This is a genomic window from Corynebacterium minutissimum, assembly GCF_016889765.1.
GTDB classification, from domain to species: domain Bacteria; phylum Actinomycetota; class Actinomycetes; order Mycobacteriales; family Mycobacteriaceae; genus Corynebacterium; species Corynebacterium minutissimum_B.
Genome location: NZ_CP069533.1, coordinates 1,719,542 through 1,737,892, shown reverse-complemented (window position 1 = coordinate 1,737,892; position 18,351 = coordinate 1,719,542). Strand labels below are relative to the sequence as shown.

The 18,351-nt window shown below is 58.9% G+C and carries 17 protein-coding genes; 4 read left to right on the top strand and 13 right to left on the bottom strand.

Annotated features, from left to right (window positions below):
* Positions 1 to 8: 8 nt before the first annotated feature.
* Positions 9 to 1,880 (bottom strand): glutamine--fructose-6-phosphate transaminase (isomerizing), encoded by a 1,872-nt coding sequence (glmS, locus tag I6J26_RS08150; RefSeq protein ID WP_115021182.1) that lies wholly within the window; start codon positions 1,878 to 1,880, stop codon positions 9 to 11.
* A 152-nt stretch (positions 1,881 to 2,032) separates the two neighbouring features.
* On the opposite strand from glmS, the gene I6J26_RS08145 reads away from it, so the two are divergent.
* Complete coding sequence (locus tag I6J26_RS08145; RefSeq protein WP_115021181.1) at positions 2,033 to 2,863, top strand: dienelactone hydrolase family protein; 831 nt, start codon at positions 2,033 to 2,035, stop codon at positions 2,861 to 2,863.
* Positions 2,864 to 2,927: 64 nt separating this feature from the next.
* Here the strand turns inward: I6J26_RS08145 and I6J26_RS08140 are convergent, their stop codons facing one another.
* The 4 genes from I6J26_RS08140 to glmM form a co-directional block, all read right to left on the bottom strand.
* A complete protein-coding gene (locus tag I6J26_RS08140) occupies positions 2,928 to 3,146 on the bottom strand; it encodes a hypothetical protein (protein ID WP_115021180.1) in 219 nt (72 codons plus the stop codon).
* 355 nt (positions 3,147 to 3,501) lie between these two features.
* Entirely contained in the window at positions 3,502 to 5,193 is a 1,692-nt protein-coding gene (locus I6J26_RS08135) for a zinc metalloprotease (RefSeq protein WP_239121868.1), read from the bottom strand.
* Between the two features lie 8 nt (positions 5,194 to 5,201).
* On the bottom strand, positions 5,202 to 5,513 hold the full coding sequence (locus I6J26_RS08130; RefSeq protein WP_147279307.1) for a hypothetical protein: 312 nt from the start codon (positions 5,511 to 5,513) through the stop codon (positions 5,202 to 5,204).
* A gap of 141 nt (positions 5,514 to 5,654) precedes the next feature.
* Positions 5,655 to 6,998, bottom strand: a complete 1,344-nt coding sequence (gene glmM / locus I6J26_RS08125) for a phosphoglucosamine mutase (RefSeq protein WP_070673517.1) — start codon at positions 6,996 to 6,998, stop codon at positions 5,655 to 5,657.
* Positions 6,999 to 7,141: 143 nt separating this feature from the next.
* On the opposite strand from glmM, the gene I6J26_RS08120 reads away from it, so the two are divergent.
* The 3 genes from I6J26_RS08120 to I6J26_RS08110 are packed head-to-tail and all read left to right on the top strand — an operon-like array spanning position 7,142 to position 8,897.
* Positions 7,142 to 7,690 carry a hypothetical protein gene (locus tag I6J26_RS08120; protein WP_147279306.1) on the top strand — a complete coding sequence of 183 codons (549 nt, stop codon included), beginning with the start codon at positions 7,142 to 7,144 and terminating at the stop codon, positions 7,688 to 7,690.
* Positions 7,687 to 8,238 (top strand): hypothetical protein, encoded by a 552-nt coding sequence (locus tag I6J26_RS08115; RefSeq protein ID WP_147279305.1) that lies wholly within the window; start codon positions 7,687 to 7,689, stop codon positions 8,236 to 8,238. The genes I6J26_RS08120 and I6J26_RS08115 overlap by 4 nt, the downstream gene beginning before the upstream one ends.
* Complete coding sequence (locus I6J26_RS08110) at positions 8,235 to 8,897, top strand: hypothetical protein (RefSeq protein WP_115021175.1); 663 nt, start codon at positions 8,235 to 8,237, stop codon at positions 8,895 to 8,897. The genes I6J26_RS08115 and I6J26_RS08110 overlap by 4 nt, the downstream gene beginning before the upstream one ends.
* A 41-nt stretch (positions 8,898 to 8,938) precedes the next feature.
* On the opposite strand, the gene I6J26_RS08105 is transcribed toward I6J26_RS08110, so the two are convergent.
* The 8 genes from I6J26_RS08105 to eccCa all read right to left on the bottom strand — a co-directional run bounded on the left by I6J26_RS08105 (position 8,939) and on the right by eccCa (position 18,297).
* Positions 8,939 to 9,628: a hypothetical protein gene (locus tag I6J26_RS08105; RefSeq protein WP_147279304.1), complete on the bottom strand. Its 690-nt coding sequence runs from the start codon at positions 9,626 to 9,628 to the stop codon at positions 8,939 to 8,941.
* Positions 9,629 to 9,639: 11 nt separating this feature from the next.
* Positions 9,640 to 11,061: a hypothetical protein gene (locus I6J26_RS08100; RefSeq protein WP_115021173.1), complete on the bottom strand. Its 1,422-nt coding sequence runs from the start codon at positions 11,059 to 11,061 to the stop codon at positions 9,640 to 9,642.
* 184 nt (positions 11,062 to 11,245) lie between these two features.
* Entirely contained in the window at positions 11,246 to 11,782 is a 537-nt protein-coding gene (gene rpsI / locus I6J26_RS08095) for a 30S ribosomal protein S9 (RefSeq protein ID WP_115021172.1), read from the bottom strand.
* On the bottom strand, positions 11,782 to 12,225 hold the full coding sequence (gene rplM, locus I6J26_RS08090) for a 50S ribosomal protein L13 (RefSeq protein ID WP_010189505.1): 444 nt from the start codon (positions 12,223 to 12,225) through the stop codon (positions 11,782 to 11,784). Before rplM ends, rpsI begins: the two co-directional genes overlap by 1 nt.
* 418 nt (positions 12,226 to 12,643) lie before the next feature.
* The gene (locus tag I6J26_RS08085) at positions 12,644 to 12,931 is read right to left on the bottom strand and encodes a WXG100 family type VII secretion target (protein WP_115021171.1); all 288 of its coding nucleotides are present in this window, start codon (positions 12,929 to 12,931) and stop codon (positions 12,644 to 12,646) included.
* 54 nt (positions 12,932 to 12,985) lie between these two features.
* Positions 12,986 to 13,303 carry a WXG100 family type VII secretion target gene (locus I6J26_RS08080; protein WP_039673786.1) on the bottom strand — a complete coding sequence of 106 codons (318 nt, stop codon included), beginning with the start codon at positions 13,301 to 13,303 and terminating at the stop codon, positions 12,986 to 12,988.
* Between the two features lie 183 nt (positions 13,304 to 13,486).
* Positions 13,487 to 14,587 (bottom strand): type VII secretion-associated protein, encoded by a 1,101-nt coding sequence (locus I6J26_RS08075; RefSeq protein ID WP_115021170.1) that lies wholly within the window; start codon positions 14,585 to 14,587, stop codon positions 13,487 to 13,489.
* A 26-nt stretch (positions 14,588 to 14,613) separates the two neighbouring features.
* Positions 14,614 to 18,297: a type VII secretion protein EccCa gene (gene eccCa, locus I6J26_RS08070; RefSeq protein ID WP_181815332.1), complete on the bottom strand. Its 3,684-nt coding sequence runs from the start codon at positions 18,295 to 18,297 to the stop codon at positions 14,614 to 14,616.
* Between the last annotated feature and the right edge of the window lie 54 nt (positions 18,298 to 18,351).

Below are 18,351 nucleotides of genomic sequence, written 5' to 3'. Positions count from 1 at the left end.
AGGTGGATTTATTCCACGGTGACGGACTTCGCCAGGTTACGCGGCTGGTCTACGTCGTAGCCCTTGGCGGTGGCCACACCGCAGGCAAAAATCTGCAGCGGCACGGTCGCCAGCAGGGGCTGCATGAGCGTCGGCGCCTGCGGGATACGAATGATGTGGTTGGCGTAGGCCTCGACGGCCTCGTCACCTTCCTCCGCAATCACGATGGTGATGGCGCCACGGGCGCGGATCTCCTGAATGTTGGAGACCACCTTGGAGTGCAGGGAATCGCGACCGCGTGGGGACGGAACGATAACGAAGACCGGCTGGCCTTCCTCAATGAGGGCAATCGGGCCGTGCTTAAGCTCGCCGGCAGCAAAGCCCTCTGCGTGGAGGTACGCAATCTCCTTGAGCTTCAGCGCACCTTCAAGTGCCACCGGGAAGCCGACGTGGCGGCCCAGGAAAAGTACCGACTTCGCGTTCTCCATGGCGTTGGCCAAGTCGTAGACCTGCCCCTCATTCTCGATGACCGCCTTGACCTTGTCCGGCATGGCGCGAAGCTCGTTGAGTACCGCGGTGACCTCGTCGGAGAACATGTTGCCGCGCAGGCGCGCCAGGTATAGGCCCAGCAGGTAAGTTGCGGTGATCTGTGCCAGGAAGGCCTTGGTGGACGCCACGGCGATCTCCGGGCCGGCGTGGGTATACAGTGCGGCATCGGACTCGCGCGGGATGGAGGAACCCTGGGTATTGCAGATGGCAATCACCTTGGCTCCCTGCTGGCGGGCGTGGCGCACGGCCATGAGGGTATCCATGGTTTCGCCCGACTGCGACAGGGCCACGACGAGGGTCTTTTCGTTCACGATGGGGTCGCGGTAACGGAACTCGTGGGCAAGCTCGACCTCGCACGGAATACGGCACCAGTGCTCGATGGCGTAGCGCGCAACGTGACCGGCGTACGCGGCGGTACCGCAGGCGATGACGATGATCTTGTCGATGGACTTGAGTACTGACTCGTCAATACGGATCTCGTCAAGAATCAAGTGGCCGTTTTCGTCGAGACGGCCCAGCAGCGTATCGCGCACGGCAGCGGGCTGGTCGTGGATTTCCTTCTCCATGAAGGAGTTATATCCACCCTTTTCCGCAGCTGCGGCATCCCACTTGATCTCGAAAGGCTTGCCCTGGGCAGGCTTGCCGTCGTAGTCCGTGATTTCAATCTCGTCCGCGGTGATGGTCACGACCTGGTCGTTGTCCATCTCCACGGCGGACTTGGTGTAGTCGATGAACCCAGAAACGTCCGACCCCAGGAAGTTTTCTCCCTCACCCAGGCCGATAACCAGCGGCGAGTCACGGCGTGCAGCCACAATACGGTCAGCCTGGTCGGCGTGAATAGCGAGGAGGGTAAACGCACCTTCAAGGCGAGAGCAGGTCAGCTGCATCGCCTTGGTGAGATTTTCACCAGCTTCGTTGTGAAAAACGTCTGCCAATAACGTAGCGGCAACCTCGGTATCCGTTTCGGACACGAAGTTGTGGCCCTTGGACTCCAACTCGTGCTTCAGCTCGGCGAAGTTTTCGATGATGCCGTTGTGCACGACAGCGAGCTTGCCGCCATCCACCACGTGCGGGTGGGCGTTAAGATCCGTCGGACCACCGTGGGTGGCCCAGCGAGTGTGGCCAATGCCCAGGACCGAGTCCTTGAGCGGGCGGGCCTCGATTTCGGCTTCGAGCGCCGCTACCTTTCCGGCTTTCTTGCGCCAGCCGATGCCACCATCGGCATACATAGCAACGCCCGCGGAGTCATACCCGCGGTATTCGAGTCGGCGCAGGCCTTCCAGCACGACGTCTTGGGCATAGTAGTCACGACCATCAGTGTTATGGCCTACATATCCAACAATTCCACACATGGAACAGGATTTTACAGCACGTATCACCATGTTGACGGTCTGAGAGGGGTTGTTTTCTGCCGCGGGTCTGACCTTTGCAGAAACACTTTCTAATCCCCCTCCCCGCGGCCTATTCCACCTGTGCGGGCAGTCTTTCCTCTATTCTGTAAAGCGTGTCTGCGAATTTGAAGAAGCATCTCGGTACGTTGTCCAAGCGCGGCCCGCACCGCGTCCTCGTTGGTGACCTGTCTTATGCAGGGATTGAGGGCAAGGTGTACACCCCGTCTGAAGGAAAAGGCCTGCCTGCTGTGGCCTTTGCCCATGATTGGACGAAGAGCATCAAGGATTACCACGCTACGTTGCGCCATCTTGCTAGCTGGGGCATCGTCGTCGTTGCTCCCGATACGGAAACCGGTGCTTTTGCCAAGCACCGCAACCTCGTTGCTGACGTCGAATCAGCCCTACAAATAGCTACCGGCGTCAAGCTGGGCGCTGGCAAAATTTCGGTGTCCGCCTCCAAGTTGGGCGTGGTCGGCCACGGCATGGGCGGCGGTGTGGCCGCACTCGCAGCCGTGGATAACCCCAAGGTCCGTGCAGTAGCGGCCCTCTACCCGGCTGACACGTCACCGTCCGCGGTCAAGGCCGCCCCCACTGTGAAGGCACATGGTCTTATTATCGGCGCGGGCCAGGATGACATCTTCCGCGCAGGTAACCCCGCCAAGCTGGCAAATGCTTGGGGCGGACCGGTGGCCTACCGTGAGATTGCTAAGGGCACGCAGTCTGGTTTCAGCGAAGATAAGTTCTTCAAGCTCGCGCTGGGCTCCGGCTTTTTCCAGGGCGCTGCGGTGGAGACCGCCCGCGGTCTCGTTACCGGGTTCCTTCTTAGCGAGCTAGCTGGTGAGTCCAAGTACGACGCTTTCGCGGCTGCCGACGCTTCCGCTAAGGGCGTGGAAAGCTTTACCGGCGAGGCTTTGGCCAAGCGCGCTGGCTTCGAACGCGACTAAATACGTATCAACTAGAAGGCGCCGCAAGGCGCAACTCTTCCTTCAGCTAAAGCAGGACGGTCAGTTATCCGTCCTGCTTTAGCCGTTTTAGTTGAGGGACCTCAATAAGGTACCAGGCGATAAGGGCAATGCCTGGAAGAAGCAACTGCGCGGCCGTCCACAGCTTTATGTGCGCCATCTCTCTGTCGTATTTAATCTCAATGCCAAGCACAACAAAAGCCACCAAGAGGTACAGCATGGGAAGAACGCCCCACAACACGTCATGAAGCCAAGGCACTGTCATGCGGCATTCTCCTCACCCTGGTTGATACGTGCAGTAGTCAGCCACCTCACAGTATCACCTGTGACTGCGAGGAACCAGACTGGTTTCTCGCTGCTGCATCAGCTGCGCCTGAGCACCGATTGCACTTGACCACGCGGGCGGTTCTGGCCCTGTCCCTGGCTTTGTCCATGCATAACGCCTCTAGAAGCTGGACTTCGTCCCTGTCTTTCTGGGTGCGTTTGGGCTTGGGTAGCGCGCTGCGCAGACTTTTCTAGGTCTTCCTGTGCTTTGGCCATCACCTTTTCAAACTCCAATAACCGAGCTGCGGTGCGCTCACGGAACCCGCGGGCGAATTCATCAAAATCGTTATGCGGCATTACCACTGCCCTGCCTTTCGTGCGTGTACGGATGGAGGTTCTGAACTTGGTGCATCGTGAACATCATGCTGTTCAATGGGCGAAGCTGTATTTGGTTCTGGGGCCGGGGCGGCGGGCGCGGGAGCCTCAGCCGCCTGTACATGTGCGATTTTCTCCGGCGGCGGAGTCGGTTCCGGCACGGTATTGAGTTCCGGTGGTGGGGCGATCACGCCATCATCACTAGGAGGCGCCGGCTCGGGTTCGGGCGTAGGCGCCGGCTCAGGCTCTGGTGCGGGTTCCGGCTCAAACTCCGGTTCAGGCAAGTTCTCAAAGAAATCCTTTGCGGCATCAGCCAGAAGCCCCAGCCCCACCAGAGCAATGCCCACGCCAAGGATTCCCAAAACACCACTGCATGATTGTTCAGGAGTGCATTCCTCTTCATCGGCAGCCTCTTCCGAGTCTTCACAGTCCTCGATGTCCTCCTCTACAATGTCAGCATCCTCCGGCTGCTCAGGTTCTTCTTGCTCTACTGGCTGTTCTGGCGGTATCAATTCCTCCGAAGGAACCTCCTCTACCGGAATTGGTGTTCCCGCATCTGCTGGCGTGGTAGTGCAGTCCTGCTCCTCCTCACTCTTTTCACTCTTGTCGCAGCCACAAGAGTGAGCGTCCTTCTCTTCCTGATCCTCCTGGCAACCACAAGGTTTCACGGTGTCCTCAGCTGAATCAGGCTCAGGCTCTCGTACTGGTTCTGGAATCTTCTCCTCTGGCTTCGGCGTGACTACGCTCTGTGGGGTGGTCTCCGGTGGGCACGGCTCGGACACCTGCTGGGGCTCTGTCTGTGGATCGGAGTCCTTTTCTGGGGCTGGCTGCTGTGGGGCTTCGGGCTTAGCAGGCGGCTGCGGTTTCGGAGTCGGTTCAGACTCCGAGGGTTGGCTTGGGGCAGGTGGGCTCGACGGCGCAGCTGGCGCAGCTGGCGCAGCAGGCTGAGCAGGCGCAGTCGGCGTAGTTGGCGCGGTTGGCTCACATGATTCAGGGGCTGGCTGCGGGCACTCCTGCTTTTCCTCCTCGCGGCCGCACTCGGGGTTTGGAGGTGTTTCGGGAAGCTCGCGCTCACACACCTCACTGCAGCGCCTTTCAAACTCGCAATAGCAGTTCTCTATAGCGGTGTCGCGGTCACGACAGGTCTGCGTGATCGTGTCATTTGTGTGCTCAATGAGGTCGCTGCCAATCGAAGAAATCCCTGGCGCAATGAGTTTGCCCAACGGGTGACGCTGCAGCAGCATTGTCAGGATGTTGAGCAGCGGAATGACTGCAGAGATGAGCTCCACCAAAGCGGAGTCGGAGACATCGACAACATCCTCAATAGCATCCGAGCATTGCTGCGCGGACTCTACAAGGTCATCGGCCTCGCGGCGTTCCTCTTCAAAGTCATCCTGAACGCCGCGTAGATGCTCCATAATCGCACCCCCAGCCAACGACAGAACGGTTCCGAGGAGGAATTCCTTCAGCCCCCTACCACCGCCATCTGGGCGGCGGGCTCCCATTGCGGAGGCAGTGCTGGAAACAAGGTCCTCCGTGTTGATTCCATCGACCGAGCCGACCATATCCCCTAACAGCCCAATTGGTGTTCTGGGGCCGGCGTAACTGCCCATGCTCGCGGCCTGGAACTGAGACACTGCTTGTGAATAGTCCCCCAACAGGGACTTCGCCATTGTGGACACTAGTTCACCCCCGAGGTCTGCGCACCTAGGTGGCCAGCCAGGCCACGATCTACATCGCCGAAGGCGTGCAGCTGTGCCCGGGCGGCATCGGCCGTCGCAGACATATTGTTCAGACGCCACCCGCCGCGCTCATGCAACCGGTTGAGGAGGGCTTGGATCTGAGCCCCGTGTCCGCCAAAGTCCCTGCCAGCAGACGCCTGCGGATAAACAGGTACATCACTGCCGTGGGCGTCGCTTTGCACGGCGGTCTGGTCAATAACAGTACTCAGAAGCCTTGTTGCTTCATCCTCATCAAAAAATACGTCGGGCATAAACGCGCCCTCCTTCTCGTCCACAACGAACAGTTTTCCTGCCCTTATTGGACTGAGAAAGCCTCCCCTCGGTTCCCCCACCACACACAAAACGCAAAACCCCAGGCCACATGGCCCGGGGTCGCAATTGAGTGAAGCGAACTAGACTGCGGAAACCACTGCAGCGAGCTTGCCCGCCACCTTACGGGCCTGTTCCTCCTCAGCAGCTTCAACCATGACGCGGAAAAGTTCCTCGGTACCAGATGGTCGCAGGAGCACTCGGCCAGTATCGCCAAGCTCCGCCTCCGCAGCAGCGATGGCTTCCTTGACCTCGGGGGCGTCGAGAATCGCAGCTTTATTAGATACCGGAACGTTGATGAGAACCTGCGGCAGTACGGTCATGACCGAAGCCAACTCCTTGAGGGACTTCCCGGACTTGGCCATGCGCGCCATGATGGACAGGCCGGTCAGAGTTCCATCACCGGTGGTGCAATCATCCGGCAGCACAACGTGGCCGGACTGCTCGCCGCCTAAGGAGAAGTCACCGCGGTTGAGCTCTTCGAGCACGTAGCGGTCACCCACAGCGGTCTCCTTGACCTTAATGCCCTGCTCCTGCATAGCGATCTTGAGACCGAGGTTGGACATCACGGTAGCGACCAACGTGTTAAAGCGGAGGTCATTCTCCTCCTTCATGCCCACCGCCAACAGGGCCATAATCTGGTCACCATCGACGACATTGCCCTCAGCATCCACAGCTAGGCAGCGGTCGGCATCACCGTCGTGCGCCAAGCCCAAGTCGGCGCCGTGCTCCACGACGGCCTCCTGTGCCTTATCGATGTGCGTCGAACCGCAGTCTTCGTTGATGTTGAAAGCATTCGGCTTGTTATGGATGGCAATAACCTCAGCACCTGCTGCGGCGTATGCTTCCGGCGCCACCTTGGAGGCTGCACCATTCGCGGTATCCACGACAACCTTGATGCCGCTCAAATCTGTGGTGACCACCTCAGCAAGGTGCTTGAGGTAGCGCTCGCGACCCTCCGGCGCTTCAGAGATAATGCGGCCAATCTTAGTCGCCGTGGGGCCGTCTTCCTTGAGATTGTCCATGGCAGCCTGGATGCGATCTTCGACCTCATCTGGCAGCTTCTTGCCACCGGCGGAGAAGAACTTAATACCGTTGTCCGGCATCGGGTTATGGGAGGCAGAAATCATCACGCCAAGATCTGCCCCAAAGTCATCGGTAAGGAACGCGATGGCCGGGGTAGGCAGCACGCCTACACGGACGACGTCGACACCTCGCGAAGCCAAACCCGAAGCGATCGCTGCATCCAGCATCTCACCCGACACGCGCGGGTCACGGCCAATAATGGCGAGCGGTCGGCGCTCATAAGATTCACGGTCTGAAGTAAAAACTTCCGCCGCGGCCTGGCCCAAGCGCAGCGCGAGAATCGGGGTGAGCTTCTTGTTCGCGAGGCCGCGAACTCCATCGGTTCCAAAAAGTCGAGTCATAGCTCTTAATTATGCCCTTTGACCCCCACTTACCGCAGGTTGGGGCTCTACACCCGTCCTGAAGCTTCAGTGCGATGCCGTGCGCTGGGGAAACTTCCCCAACCAACGCGCGCAATCGGCCAACCTCTGCTTGAATAATCACCATGGCTGATGTGACCCGCTTAACGCGCCTGAGGGAATCGAAGGGAGTGAAACTCTTCACGACCCTCACCGATGGTGTGCTGACTAAGTTCAACATGGCAGCGCTCGCCGTTGCTGCGGTTTTTCTAGCGCTCGGAAACACTGAACCCGCGAAGACGGAGGAACCTGCAACCATCGCTCCGGGCGAACTTGTGGAATTAAAGCAAGCAGAAGTTGTCGTCGACGAGCCCCAGATCGACAAGGGAATGGTTCAGGTCACGGCGACGTTCCTTAACCTTGAGGATGTCACCTTCCTTGGCTACCACGACATGTTCACTCTCACTCGTAATGGCGAACCTGTTCCATTCGACCAATTCACCATTGCACCGTCAGACTCAAATGGACTTGTACAGACGCCAAATCCCGGGGTTCCTTTTTCCGTCGACATCAGCGTGGAGGCGGCACCCGGCACATCATTAGTGCTCAATGAGCTGACATTGCGTAAATCCAGTCTGGATATGTCTTTTCGTTGGTTTGATCCTAAGCAAGTAGCAAAGGTGGAACTGGCGTGACCCACCGTAGATCCACACAATTTCCTCTGCTCAGGCGTAAGAAAATCCCCATGGTAGCGGTAGCCGCTGCAATCACGTCTTTGGGTATCTTTGTCAGCGAGCAATTGCCTAATCCTCGCGAGGTAGAATCCGCAGGATTCAAATACACCGACGAGATCCCCGGACATAGCCGCCTGAGTGATGTTTCAGGCAGCACTCGCAAGCTTGAACCAGATGAATTTGCAGCGTTCAAAGCAGACAATGCTTCGTCCGTTGAAGAACTTTACGAAGCCAAAGTCGACTTCACGTTACAGCGCATTCGCAATTATCCGCTCATCATCAAACTGGAGGACTCAGAAGGCCGGGTCTTCCGCGGCAAAGCAGCAGAGTGCGAAGAAGAAGTCCGTTCTCTTCCAACGGCATGCACGAGCTCATTTATAATCCCCGCCTCCGCACTCGGCCCGAGCACATTCAGAATCGAAGTAGAAGCCGTATTTGGTGAGGGGTTCCATGACCAGCCTCTTCCCATGTACAAAGAAATCCAAGCCTCAGTGGAGTTGAGCGCATGAGTCAGCGAAAATCAAAACCATGGTGGTGGGCAGCTACGGTCCCTGCCATCGCCACAATGATTGCGGCATCTTCTTCAATAATGGTTCATGCTTACCGGCCCTTGTCCGTGTACTCAGCGGAGAGATCGGCCCCAAATAAGCCTGTGACCTTTGATTTTAGGTACAACATAGATAACGAACAGTACCACCGAGCTGCAACCGTTAAGCTTGATTCAATCTCCCAGATCGAGCGATCAGAATTCGATGAAGGCCATCAAAAGGCCCTTACATGGGACCCACCTGAGCTGAATGAGAACACCGAGACATTCAAGGCTACGGTGTTATGGCAGGCTAACCCAGAAACCCCTCTCGACGGATGCCACGTCCGTCTGAGCAATGCTGAGGGGCTCGAGCACCCTGTTAGTTTCGCGCTATCCCCGCAAGAACGCGCTGACGAGATCGATTTATACAGCTTTAGTACCTGTGAGCCTAAGGGAGCGTTTGGCCCTACTGCGATCGATCCTTTTGACCTGAAATCACACATACTTCCCGAACCTAGCCCCCGCCCCAATGAATGGGAAATGACATTCTATTTCATGACCAACAAGGGATTTCAGCCAAAAGAACTTGTAATCACATGGAATGGCCCTTATGAAGTGCGGTTGGTCTCCGACTCCTAAGCACGCAACCAGCATGATCCCAAGCGAACTTTTAGCAGTGGCTAGAAACCTTCCTCACGAATCACGTCCTCGATATTAGCGGCCCCCGGATCAGATTTGTTCCAGCCCCACGTCACCATTACTTTTTCTTCAGGGTAATAGATGTAGATGTCGCCCGTTCCATACTCGCCGTCATCCCACGTGTTGGTCAAAATGTCTGGCTGGTCTCCGCTTCCTTCCTGGAGAATCTTCGTATCAGTTTCGCCATTGTGAAAGTTTGGGAGTTCCGCACGAATTCTGGAGGCCTCTTCGCCGATTATCACTGAGCGAGTCGAATGATAGGTCATGATCGGGTTATCATCCTGTTCTTTTGTTAGCCATGGCCAACACACATATCCATGAGCTCCGGTGTAAATGCCATCAATGGAGCCGCCCAGGGTTCTTTCACTGCAATTTGCGATCTTCTCAATGAATGCTTCTGGGAGAACATCCTTGGTCTCCGGACGGAGGTTCACGATGTGCTCTTCGTGCAAGTCGGGGCGTGCGAGTTCTTCTTCAGGTTCGTGCCGCTGTATCTGTTCGACCGTAATTCCACCAGCGATAAGCAGCACTGCAACTACTAAAGTCGCAATGTTCAGCGTGCGCGAGCTCAGCGTCGACGACTCCTCGACTGCTGCTTGAGCACGGTCTTCCTCTGGTATCTCATCTTGTTTGTTCTGAGACGCCCTGACAGGGGCTGCATTCTCGGTCACTGGATCCACACCTACTTCTCTTCCATAGGAACAGCCGAAACCTCGCCTACAGCAGCAGCTCCCGCCTTGGCCTCCGAATCGGCAGCCTGTCCCTCAGTATTTCCGCGCAAATCTTCATCGGAATACTCGGCGCTCAGGAAGCGATCGAGAGCCGCCACAACTAGGGGAAGCGCCACGATGAAATACACTGCACGGGCTAGCACCAAAACATACGGCTCAAGTCCGATGGTTATGGTTCCAAGCGCCATTGGCTTGATAATTGCGCGCAAGGCATAAATGACTCCAAGCTCCGCGCACGAGGCCAAGACAAAGACGAAGCAGAACGTCAACATCGGCACAGCGCCGGCAACGGTCAGCGTTTTAAAGTTGCGCCACGCGTTACGGAATGGTCCCACGAGGGGCTGTGCGGCGTTGTCCAGCATGTCTCTCGTCGTCCGGAAGGCTGCTTCGGAATAGCGGCGACCGTACTCGGCCCACATCTTTTGTTCATCGTGCGGGGAAAGTTTGCCCTTTTCCGCCGGACCTTCAATCGGTGCATCAGCTACCGTCTGCTCCGGCGGAACCGCGTCCTCTTCCAAGGCCGACTTCTTGTCTTTGTCCCTAGTCAAACTCGTGTTGTACACCACCGCGCCGAGGGTAAGCCAGGCAAACGGCACGACAATAAAGTTGCCGATCTGGGCAGCATTACTCCACAGCCAGCCAATCACGTCACCAACGATCCATGTATGGTCTACGACCCAATCTTTAGCGGTGACAATTCCATCCCATACGGGGCCAATTCCTTTTCGGGTGACAATCCACGAGCGAATTTTCTCAAGGTTGCTGGCGATACTCAGCGATGCCGTAGCCATCCACAGCACCTCCAAATAAGCCGCCGCAGTGGCCACGCCAAAGGCCCGTTCACCTAGTTTGAGCGCACCAATAAGCTTGCGCAGTACAAGGATAGAAAGGATAAAGCCGCCAAACAGCCACCCAGAATCAATGAGGGAACGATCAAAGTCATAATCCAAGAAGCTGTTAGCCACTTCGATGGTGACCGAATCATAGACAAATGTGCGGCCGTCATCGCGCAGCAATCCGTGGGACGAATACACGGTGAGGAACGGAATGAGAAGTCCGCCGACAGTAAGCAAGGTGGCTTTGTCGAGCTTGGTAAATCGTGTTTCTCCACCAAAGAAATCCATAGAGGGCTGCATGATCCAGAAGCAGATAATGACACCGGTCATCACAGAAAGCGGCGCGAACGGGAAAATCAACGTTGCGGCAAGTGGTGACCATGCTGACACCACAACGGCAAGCCACAGCACGGCGCCACGCGCTGCCAGCGCTAGGCAAATCACCGTGACCAGCTGCGGCAGGTACCGCCACAGCAGCTTTGCTGCGTCCAGTGGGACCGATAGTGCGTCCCGTGCGCTCTCAAGAATGACTTTCACGCAGCTTAGTATAAGGAGAATCACTTCCGTGCGCTGCACAAACAATAAAGGTTCTGGAGCGCTCCCCATGCGAAGCAACGGAATCGCTGCATCATGTTAGAGCCGTTATGGTTCTCAACAACGGCGAAAGCCGCCGCCTCCAATAAAGGAAGCAGCGGCTTTCGGAAAATGCAGTAAGCGCAGATTAACGCTTGGAGTACTGCGGGGCACGACGTGCCTTGTGCAGACCAGCCTTCTTACGCTCCACGGCACGAGCGTCACGGGTGAGCAGGCCAGCCTTCTTGAGGGCCGCACGGTCAGCCGGGTTGTAGACGTTCAGTGCGCGGGCAATAGCCAGACGCAGGGCGCCGGCCTGACCGGTCGGGCCACCACCGTTGACGGTGACCTTGATGTCGAACTGGCCATCACGCTCAAGGATGGTCAGCGGCTGCAGGATGTCCTGCTGGTGCAGCTTGTTCGGGAAGTACTCGTCAAAGGCACGGCCGTTGACGGAGATGTTGCCAGAACCAGCAACGAGGCGAACACGAGCGATGGCGCGCTTACGGCGACCAACGGTCTGGATCGGGCCCTCGTGGATAGCCGGAGCAGCGGTCTCAGCCTCTGCCTCGGTCTCCGGTGCCAGGGAATCACCAATGGTGTTGGTGAACTCTTCGGTAGCGGCGGTTGCTGCAGCGATGTCGGCAGCGTCGGCTACGTTGTTGTCGATGTTCTGCTCGGTCATTACTGTGCCACCTGCTTAAACTCAAAGGTTTCCGGCTTCTGGCCGGCGTACGGGTGCTCCTCGCCCACGAAAACGTGCAGCTTCTTAATGGAGGCGTTGGAAAGCTTGTTGTGCGGCATCATGCCCTTCACAGCTTCCTCGATAACGCGGACCGGGTTGGCGTCCAGGGACTGACCAAGGGTCATGGACTTCAGGCCGCCCGGGTAACCGGAGTGACGGTAGCGCATCTCGCGCTCGCGCTTGTTGGAGGAAATGTGGATCTTGTCCGCATTAAGGATGATGATGTGGTCGCCGCAATCAACGTTCGGTGCGTACTGGGGCTTGTGCTTACCGCGCAGCATGTCAGCAACGGTGGAAGCGAGCTTGCCCAGAACCACGTCGGTAGCGTCGATGACGTACCACTTGCGGGTGATGTCACCGCTCTTCGGGTGGAAAGTAGACAAAATGACTCCTTGAAAGTCTGTCTCGGAACTGCCGGCCATCGCTATGTAAGCCCATACGCGGATACCTACAGCGGCCGGTGGGGACCTGCAGTCCGCGCGCACCCAACAAAGGATGCGGACACATAGGTGTTTCACCTTAGTACGCAGCAGGTTAAAAACCCAAAACGCCGATATCGCCCCCCGCCAACGTTTCCCCGCCCTGTGAATGGGCATGGGGGAATCAGGGGAAGAAACGTTGACGAGAAGCGATACCGGCGCCTTTCGCACAGCAAGCAGTGTTTCCCACGCACGAGGTGATGGTGGTGCGTCCAGCTTCTCCTCGTCCCTTATCCACGCCATTCACCGCTCACGGTTATGAATGAATGATGAAGAAGGGTGCTTGGGTCTGCTTGCCGCGAAAGACGTCGAGCCAGACCGCTTAGCCCCAGCTAGCGGCGGCGCGGCGGTTGACGTCACTCATGTTGTCATTGCCCTGCGAGACAGTCTGCGAGATGGTGGCGAGCACGGTGTTGAGCTCCTCGGCTGCCTTGTCCCACTTGGCCTGCGCAGCGTTGTAGGCGGTAGCACTTTCACCTTCCCAGGTGGAGACCATGGGCTGCAGGGTGGACTTAAGGTCACCGAGAAGGCCATTGATGCGGCCGGAGGTGGAGTTGATGTCAGCGGCGGCACCAGCAATGGCGCCAAACTGATACTTGATTCCAGACATGAAGTAATCCTTGCGTGTAGTTCAGTGGATAGATGGTGGTTATTCAGTGCGTCGCTAGAGGGCTAGGCCCGCGCCGCCGACGTTGTCGAAGGACTGGGCGTTGTCAGCCTCAACCGAATCAAAGTTGCGTGCATTGTCGCGGATGTTTTCGCTGATGGAGGTCAGGGCCTCACGCAGTTGCTGCGCGGAGGTGTTGTAGCGTTGCATCAGGTTGTCGAAGGACACCTGTGCGCGGCCCGACCAGCTGGCGCGGACCGAATCCACCACGCCCTGCAGGCGGGTGAGCTCTCCTTGAACTTCATCATTGGTGGAGTCAACGCGGCCGGCAGTGGCCACCATGACGTCGGCTTCAGTGCGGAAAGTTTGAGTCATAGTATTTAGTCCCTTTCTGTATCCCTTCGTGGGGCCAATCCCTTCAGTGCAAGGGCTTTTAGTTCGTGAATCTGTCCCCCCGAGAAGCACCCTGTTGTCCTTCTCATCTTTATTGGACTGAAGCTGCACCCCATCGGTTCCCGGCCCTTCCAAACTTTTTATTTTTTCTTCGATTAGCTTGTGCTATTCCTTCTTGACCAGCGATTCTGCCGCCATCCGGCAGGCAGCTTTCTGCACTACGTTGGGCTCAAACTTGGTGTGGCATCCCACCGACATCTGATGGCCTTTGTCTTCCCACATCATCCATGTCACCCGTGAGCCATCACCAGGGTCCTCGGTATAGGACAGGCGGCCGGATTCCTCGGCTGGGTCGTGCAGCGATGGGTCGGACTCAATCTGCTGTCTGATTTCGTCAAAGAGGACGTCAACAGGCACGTTGAAGAGCGGATCCGCTGCCAGGAGGATGCGCAGGTTCGGGTCCTCTCCTGCAGCGGTGACTAGGCCATCCTCCACGCTGGTGCGAAACCCCTGGGGCAAGACCAGGGACATACCCTCGACCTCGATGACCTGCTGCCCCGGACGCAACTGCTGACTGCCAGAATCCTTTTCGGAAGAATCCTGAGTATCAGCGGTGGCTGTTACTGGCGCCTCCACCGTTGATCTGGGTGACGGCGACGCGTTGGCTGAGGCGGTGGTCGTGGAGGCGTCGTGAGCCGAGCTCGCCGCAAGGGCTGCGTCTTTACGGCCCACCGCCCACCACGACACCCCAGCTACCAACAGCACCATCACCGCAATGGCGATGTAGAAAGGGTCGATGTCAAGCGGGAACCGTGGGACTGCAGCGCGGCGTGAACGACGCGGCCGAGGCGGCCGCGTTCTGCCAGGTATGAGGTCCGCATCATCGTCGGCATCATCACTATCCTGCAGTGCGCTTCGTCTCACCGGGGGCGGCGGCGCTGGTACGGCTGGGGGTTCAGGTTCCACCACGCTGGCGCCTGCGGCACGCAGCTGGCGGCGCAGAATTGCCACTGCTTCCGTACTTACTTCCGTTCCGGATGGATCGTCGATGATGTCAACGGTGACGTCGGGCCAGTCGGCTCCGCAGATCTTTTCCACCTGGTCAAGGACGGTATCGAGGGCCCATCCTTCAACAATTCCGGTTCCGGGGAGGTCATAGCGGTAGACAGTCTCAGGGCCTTCATAGATGGTCGCGGCGTCGAGAACCGTCACCGTCAGGGTCGTCGTTGGGGTGCTGGTGCTGCGCAGCGCATGGCTAGCAGTCATGAGTTTTCTCCTGAATGAGTCGTGTCTTAATCAGTTGTGGTGTGAACTGGGCTGTGCTCGCGCGGTACATACACCTGGGCCAGGCCTTGGGCCGCGCCGCGCACTACCCATTGGCCACGTCCTGGCGGAAGGGCGGTGGGTTTGATGCCGAAGATGGCGCCTTCGTCACGGTCGGCGTCGAGAAGCAGTAGTACTGGCTGCAGATCGCGCACGGCCGAGAGGAATTGTCCGAACAGCGCGCGACCAATGCCGCCGGACTTGCGCGCCAGGACCAGGTGTAAACCCACGTCCCGGGCATGCGGAAGAAGCTCGAGCAAAGGCGCGAGCGCAATCTCACTGACCAGGTCAAGGTCATCAATGACGAGGAAGATCTCAGGGCCGTCCCACCAGCTGCGCGCGGCAAGTTGCGCGGGAGTAACCTCCGGGCCGGGCAGGCGCTGTTCCAGGGTGCGGACGGTATCGATAATGGTCTGGGTTGCCGCGCTTGCCGACGCCCCATACGCCGCCACCATCTCCTCATCCAGCGTCCCCAAATGTGCGCGGCGCTCGTCGATGACCACCAGGCGCGCTGCCTCCCTGCCCATTCGGCTGATTCCGGCCATGATGACGCTGAGGAATTGGGACTTTCCGGCTCCCTGCGAGCCAATGCACACAAGGTGATGCTGCGTCGCCGGATCCCACGTGAGAACCTCAAGATCCGGACCACCAATTCCCCATGCGATGCCAGGAGGTATTACCCCGTCGGCAGGCTGGGGCAGATCGGTGAGAAGCGCGGGCAGCATCTTGAGTGCTGGTACGGCTTCTGCATCCGCATGGACTCCGCAAATGTGGGCGATGTCTTGCGCGGAGGTCGAAGCAAAGAGAAGGTTCTCCCCTGTCACCGTAATACCGCGCCCAGGTGCGGCCGGAAGCTTCTGCTGCGCTTTGCGGTCAATAAGGGAATCCATAGCCTCGCCCAAACGCAACTCAAGGCGCGCCGAGATGAGGTCACGAATAGACGGGCGCAAGCTGGTCCAGCGCGCAGCAGCAATAAGCACGTGGATGCGAGCGGAGGCGCCATCGGCCACCAACTGGGTAATAGGCTCGGACAGATCCTCAAAGTCTGCGCCTGAGGTACCAATGTGATGCCACCCGTCGACGATGAGGAAGGTCTGACGTTCTTCCGGCCGGCGGACAAGGCCGGCCACCTCGTCAACAATGCGTCGAACCTTCTCAGGCTCGTCGCGGCCGGCAACTCCCGCCACGTGCGGCAGGCGTTCTAAGACTCTAAGCTGCCCGCCGCCGAGGTCGATGACGTAGAAGCGAATCTCTCCTGGCGAGCGGTTCAGTGCCAGGCCAGCGACGATACTGCGCAAGGCCATGGATTTTCCTGACTGCGGCCCGCCGCATAGCGCTAAGTGTCCACCACCCGTAGTGAAATCCACGCTGAGTGGGTCCTGCCGCTGGTGGTAGGGGCGATCGATGAGGCCGACCTCCGCGCGCAGCTCAGCGTGTGCGTCGCCGGCCAACGCAGCCACGGCAGATAGCTCCACTAGCGGTGGTAGCGGTGGCAGCCAGATGCGCCGTGCTGAGTGGCCGCGCTGAGCTGCTTCCTCGCGGGCTGCCTCCACTACGGTGGCCAACAATGTCGTCGAGGAATCCACAAGCATCGTGTACTCCGAGTCTTCCTCCGCTGCCTGCCAGCCAGTAAACAGTTCAACGCGCGACACTGCGCGGCTACTCCCCTCGCGCACCACCCGGCGCGTTACGGGACCAGAAACATAGGAGGCTTGGAAACGCGTTGGCGCATCCGCATCGGTCTTGAGGTAGCCCGCGCCGGGTTGAGCTGGCAGATGGTAGGCATCCGTCACTCCAAGGACTTGGCGGGATTCGCCAGCGGAGAAGGTCTTCAAACCGATGCGATAAGACAAGTGGGAATCAAGACCGCGCAGGCGGCCTTCCTCCAAGCGCTGGGATGCCAAGAGCAAGTGCACGTGGAGCGAGCGGCCAAGCCTGCCTACCGCAACAAAAAGTTCCGCGAAATCTGGGTGCTGGCCCAAAAGTTCGGAGAACTCATCGACCACAATGACCAACGCAGGAAGTGGGCCGTATTCACTTACCGCATCGTCGGAGGCGTTGAACTCACCGACGTTGGCAAAGTTGCCGGCCTTGCGCAGCAGTTCCTGGCGGCGGTTCATCTCACCAGAGATGGCGTCATACATGCGCTCCACCAGGGTGGATTCCTCTTCCAGGTTGGTGATGACCGCGGAAGTATGCGGCAATTCATCACAGCCGAGGAAGGTCGCGCCACCTTTAAAGTCCACGAGGACGAGGTTGAGTTCATCCGGGCTATGCGTGGCGGCAAGAGCGACGACGAGTGTTCTCAAAAGTTCCGATTTTCCACTGCCGGTTGCACCGATGCACAGCCCGTGCGGCCCCATGCCTCCCTGGGCGGATTCTTTCAGGTCAAGAAACACTGCCTGCCCGGAGTCGTCTACTCCAATGGGCACGCGCAGGCGCTCAGAGGGGGTTCGCCCGTGCCACATTCCGGAGGCGACGAGCTCATCGACGTCGCGATAACCTACGAGCGCGGGCAGGTCGGCATCGCGCCCATGCCGCGGGGTCGAGCCGGCTTCGCTGCCGAGAGGCCGATGGTAGGGCGCCAGCTGGCGCGCCCACAACAGCGCGCTGGCGGCATCGATATGCTCGCAGCGCCCCAGGTTCTCCTCGCCCGCGGCGGTCACCACGGAGAGCGTGCCTTCGGTGTGCAGGTAAATGCCTTCTTCCTCGGCCCGTCGGCCCAAAGGTGAATGCGGTGTAACACCCACGGCGAGGGTGACCGTGGGGTGGTTCAGGGGGACGTCGGCAAGCGCGGCGACTCCATCCTTAAGGTCGTCCTCGACGACGCGAATGCAAAAGTGCGCCTGCTCCGGTTCGCGGGTATGGGGCAGCCACTTGAGCCAGTCCCACTCGTTGCCGTCGTACTCAATCCCCACGGTCTCTGGGCCGTGGAGCACCGCGAGGTGCAGCAGCATCGCTCGCGCTACCCCCGCGGCATCGTCCCCGGCCAGGCCTACAATGGGAAAGGCCTGCAGCTGGATGACCACGGGCATATCCGCCAGCGTTCCCACCGCCCGCACGGTCTGCCGCACGCTCACCGCACAGACCGGATCGAGGTCCTCTGCCGCACCTGAATCCGGCACGGTGATGGGCGTACACAGCGCCATCGGGCCCGTTCCTACCCGCACCTCCAGCGCATCGGGTGCATCAGGTCCTCGTTCCCACAGGCGCAGACTTGTTATCAGCGCGGCCGCCTGGCGCGGCGTGGGATTGCGGTGTTCCTCGTGCGCGCGCTGCGCCTCACCTCGTTCCACGGCCTGTTCCCGCAACGCCTTAAGGTGGCGCAGGTAGGTGCGCCGCGTTTCATCCGGATCCTGACTACCACTTGATGGGTTGAACATCATGGCCATGCTGGCCAGCATCATGAGCGGGAACATCAGACTCATGGGACTCATCCGGCGCCCGTCGCCTGCGCCCAGCACCATGAGCGCCACCATGCCCAGCATCGCTGCAATCATGACCAGCGGCATAAGCAGGCGCACGAGCGGCACTGGCTGGGCGCGCACAGCCTCGGGCACAGCCTCGGCTTCGATCGTGCCCTGCGGCAATGGCGGCGCCGGCTCCCTATAAGCTGACGGCCCCGAATCAACGACGCGTGTAGGTACGCGCATGCGAAAGTCCTTCCCCCCGAAGTACTCCACCGCCTCCTTCAGCGGTGGACAGCG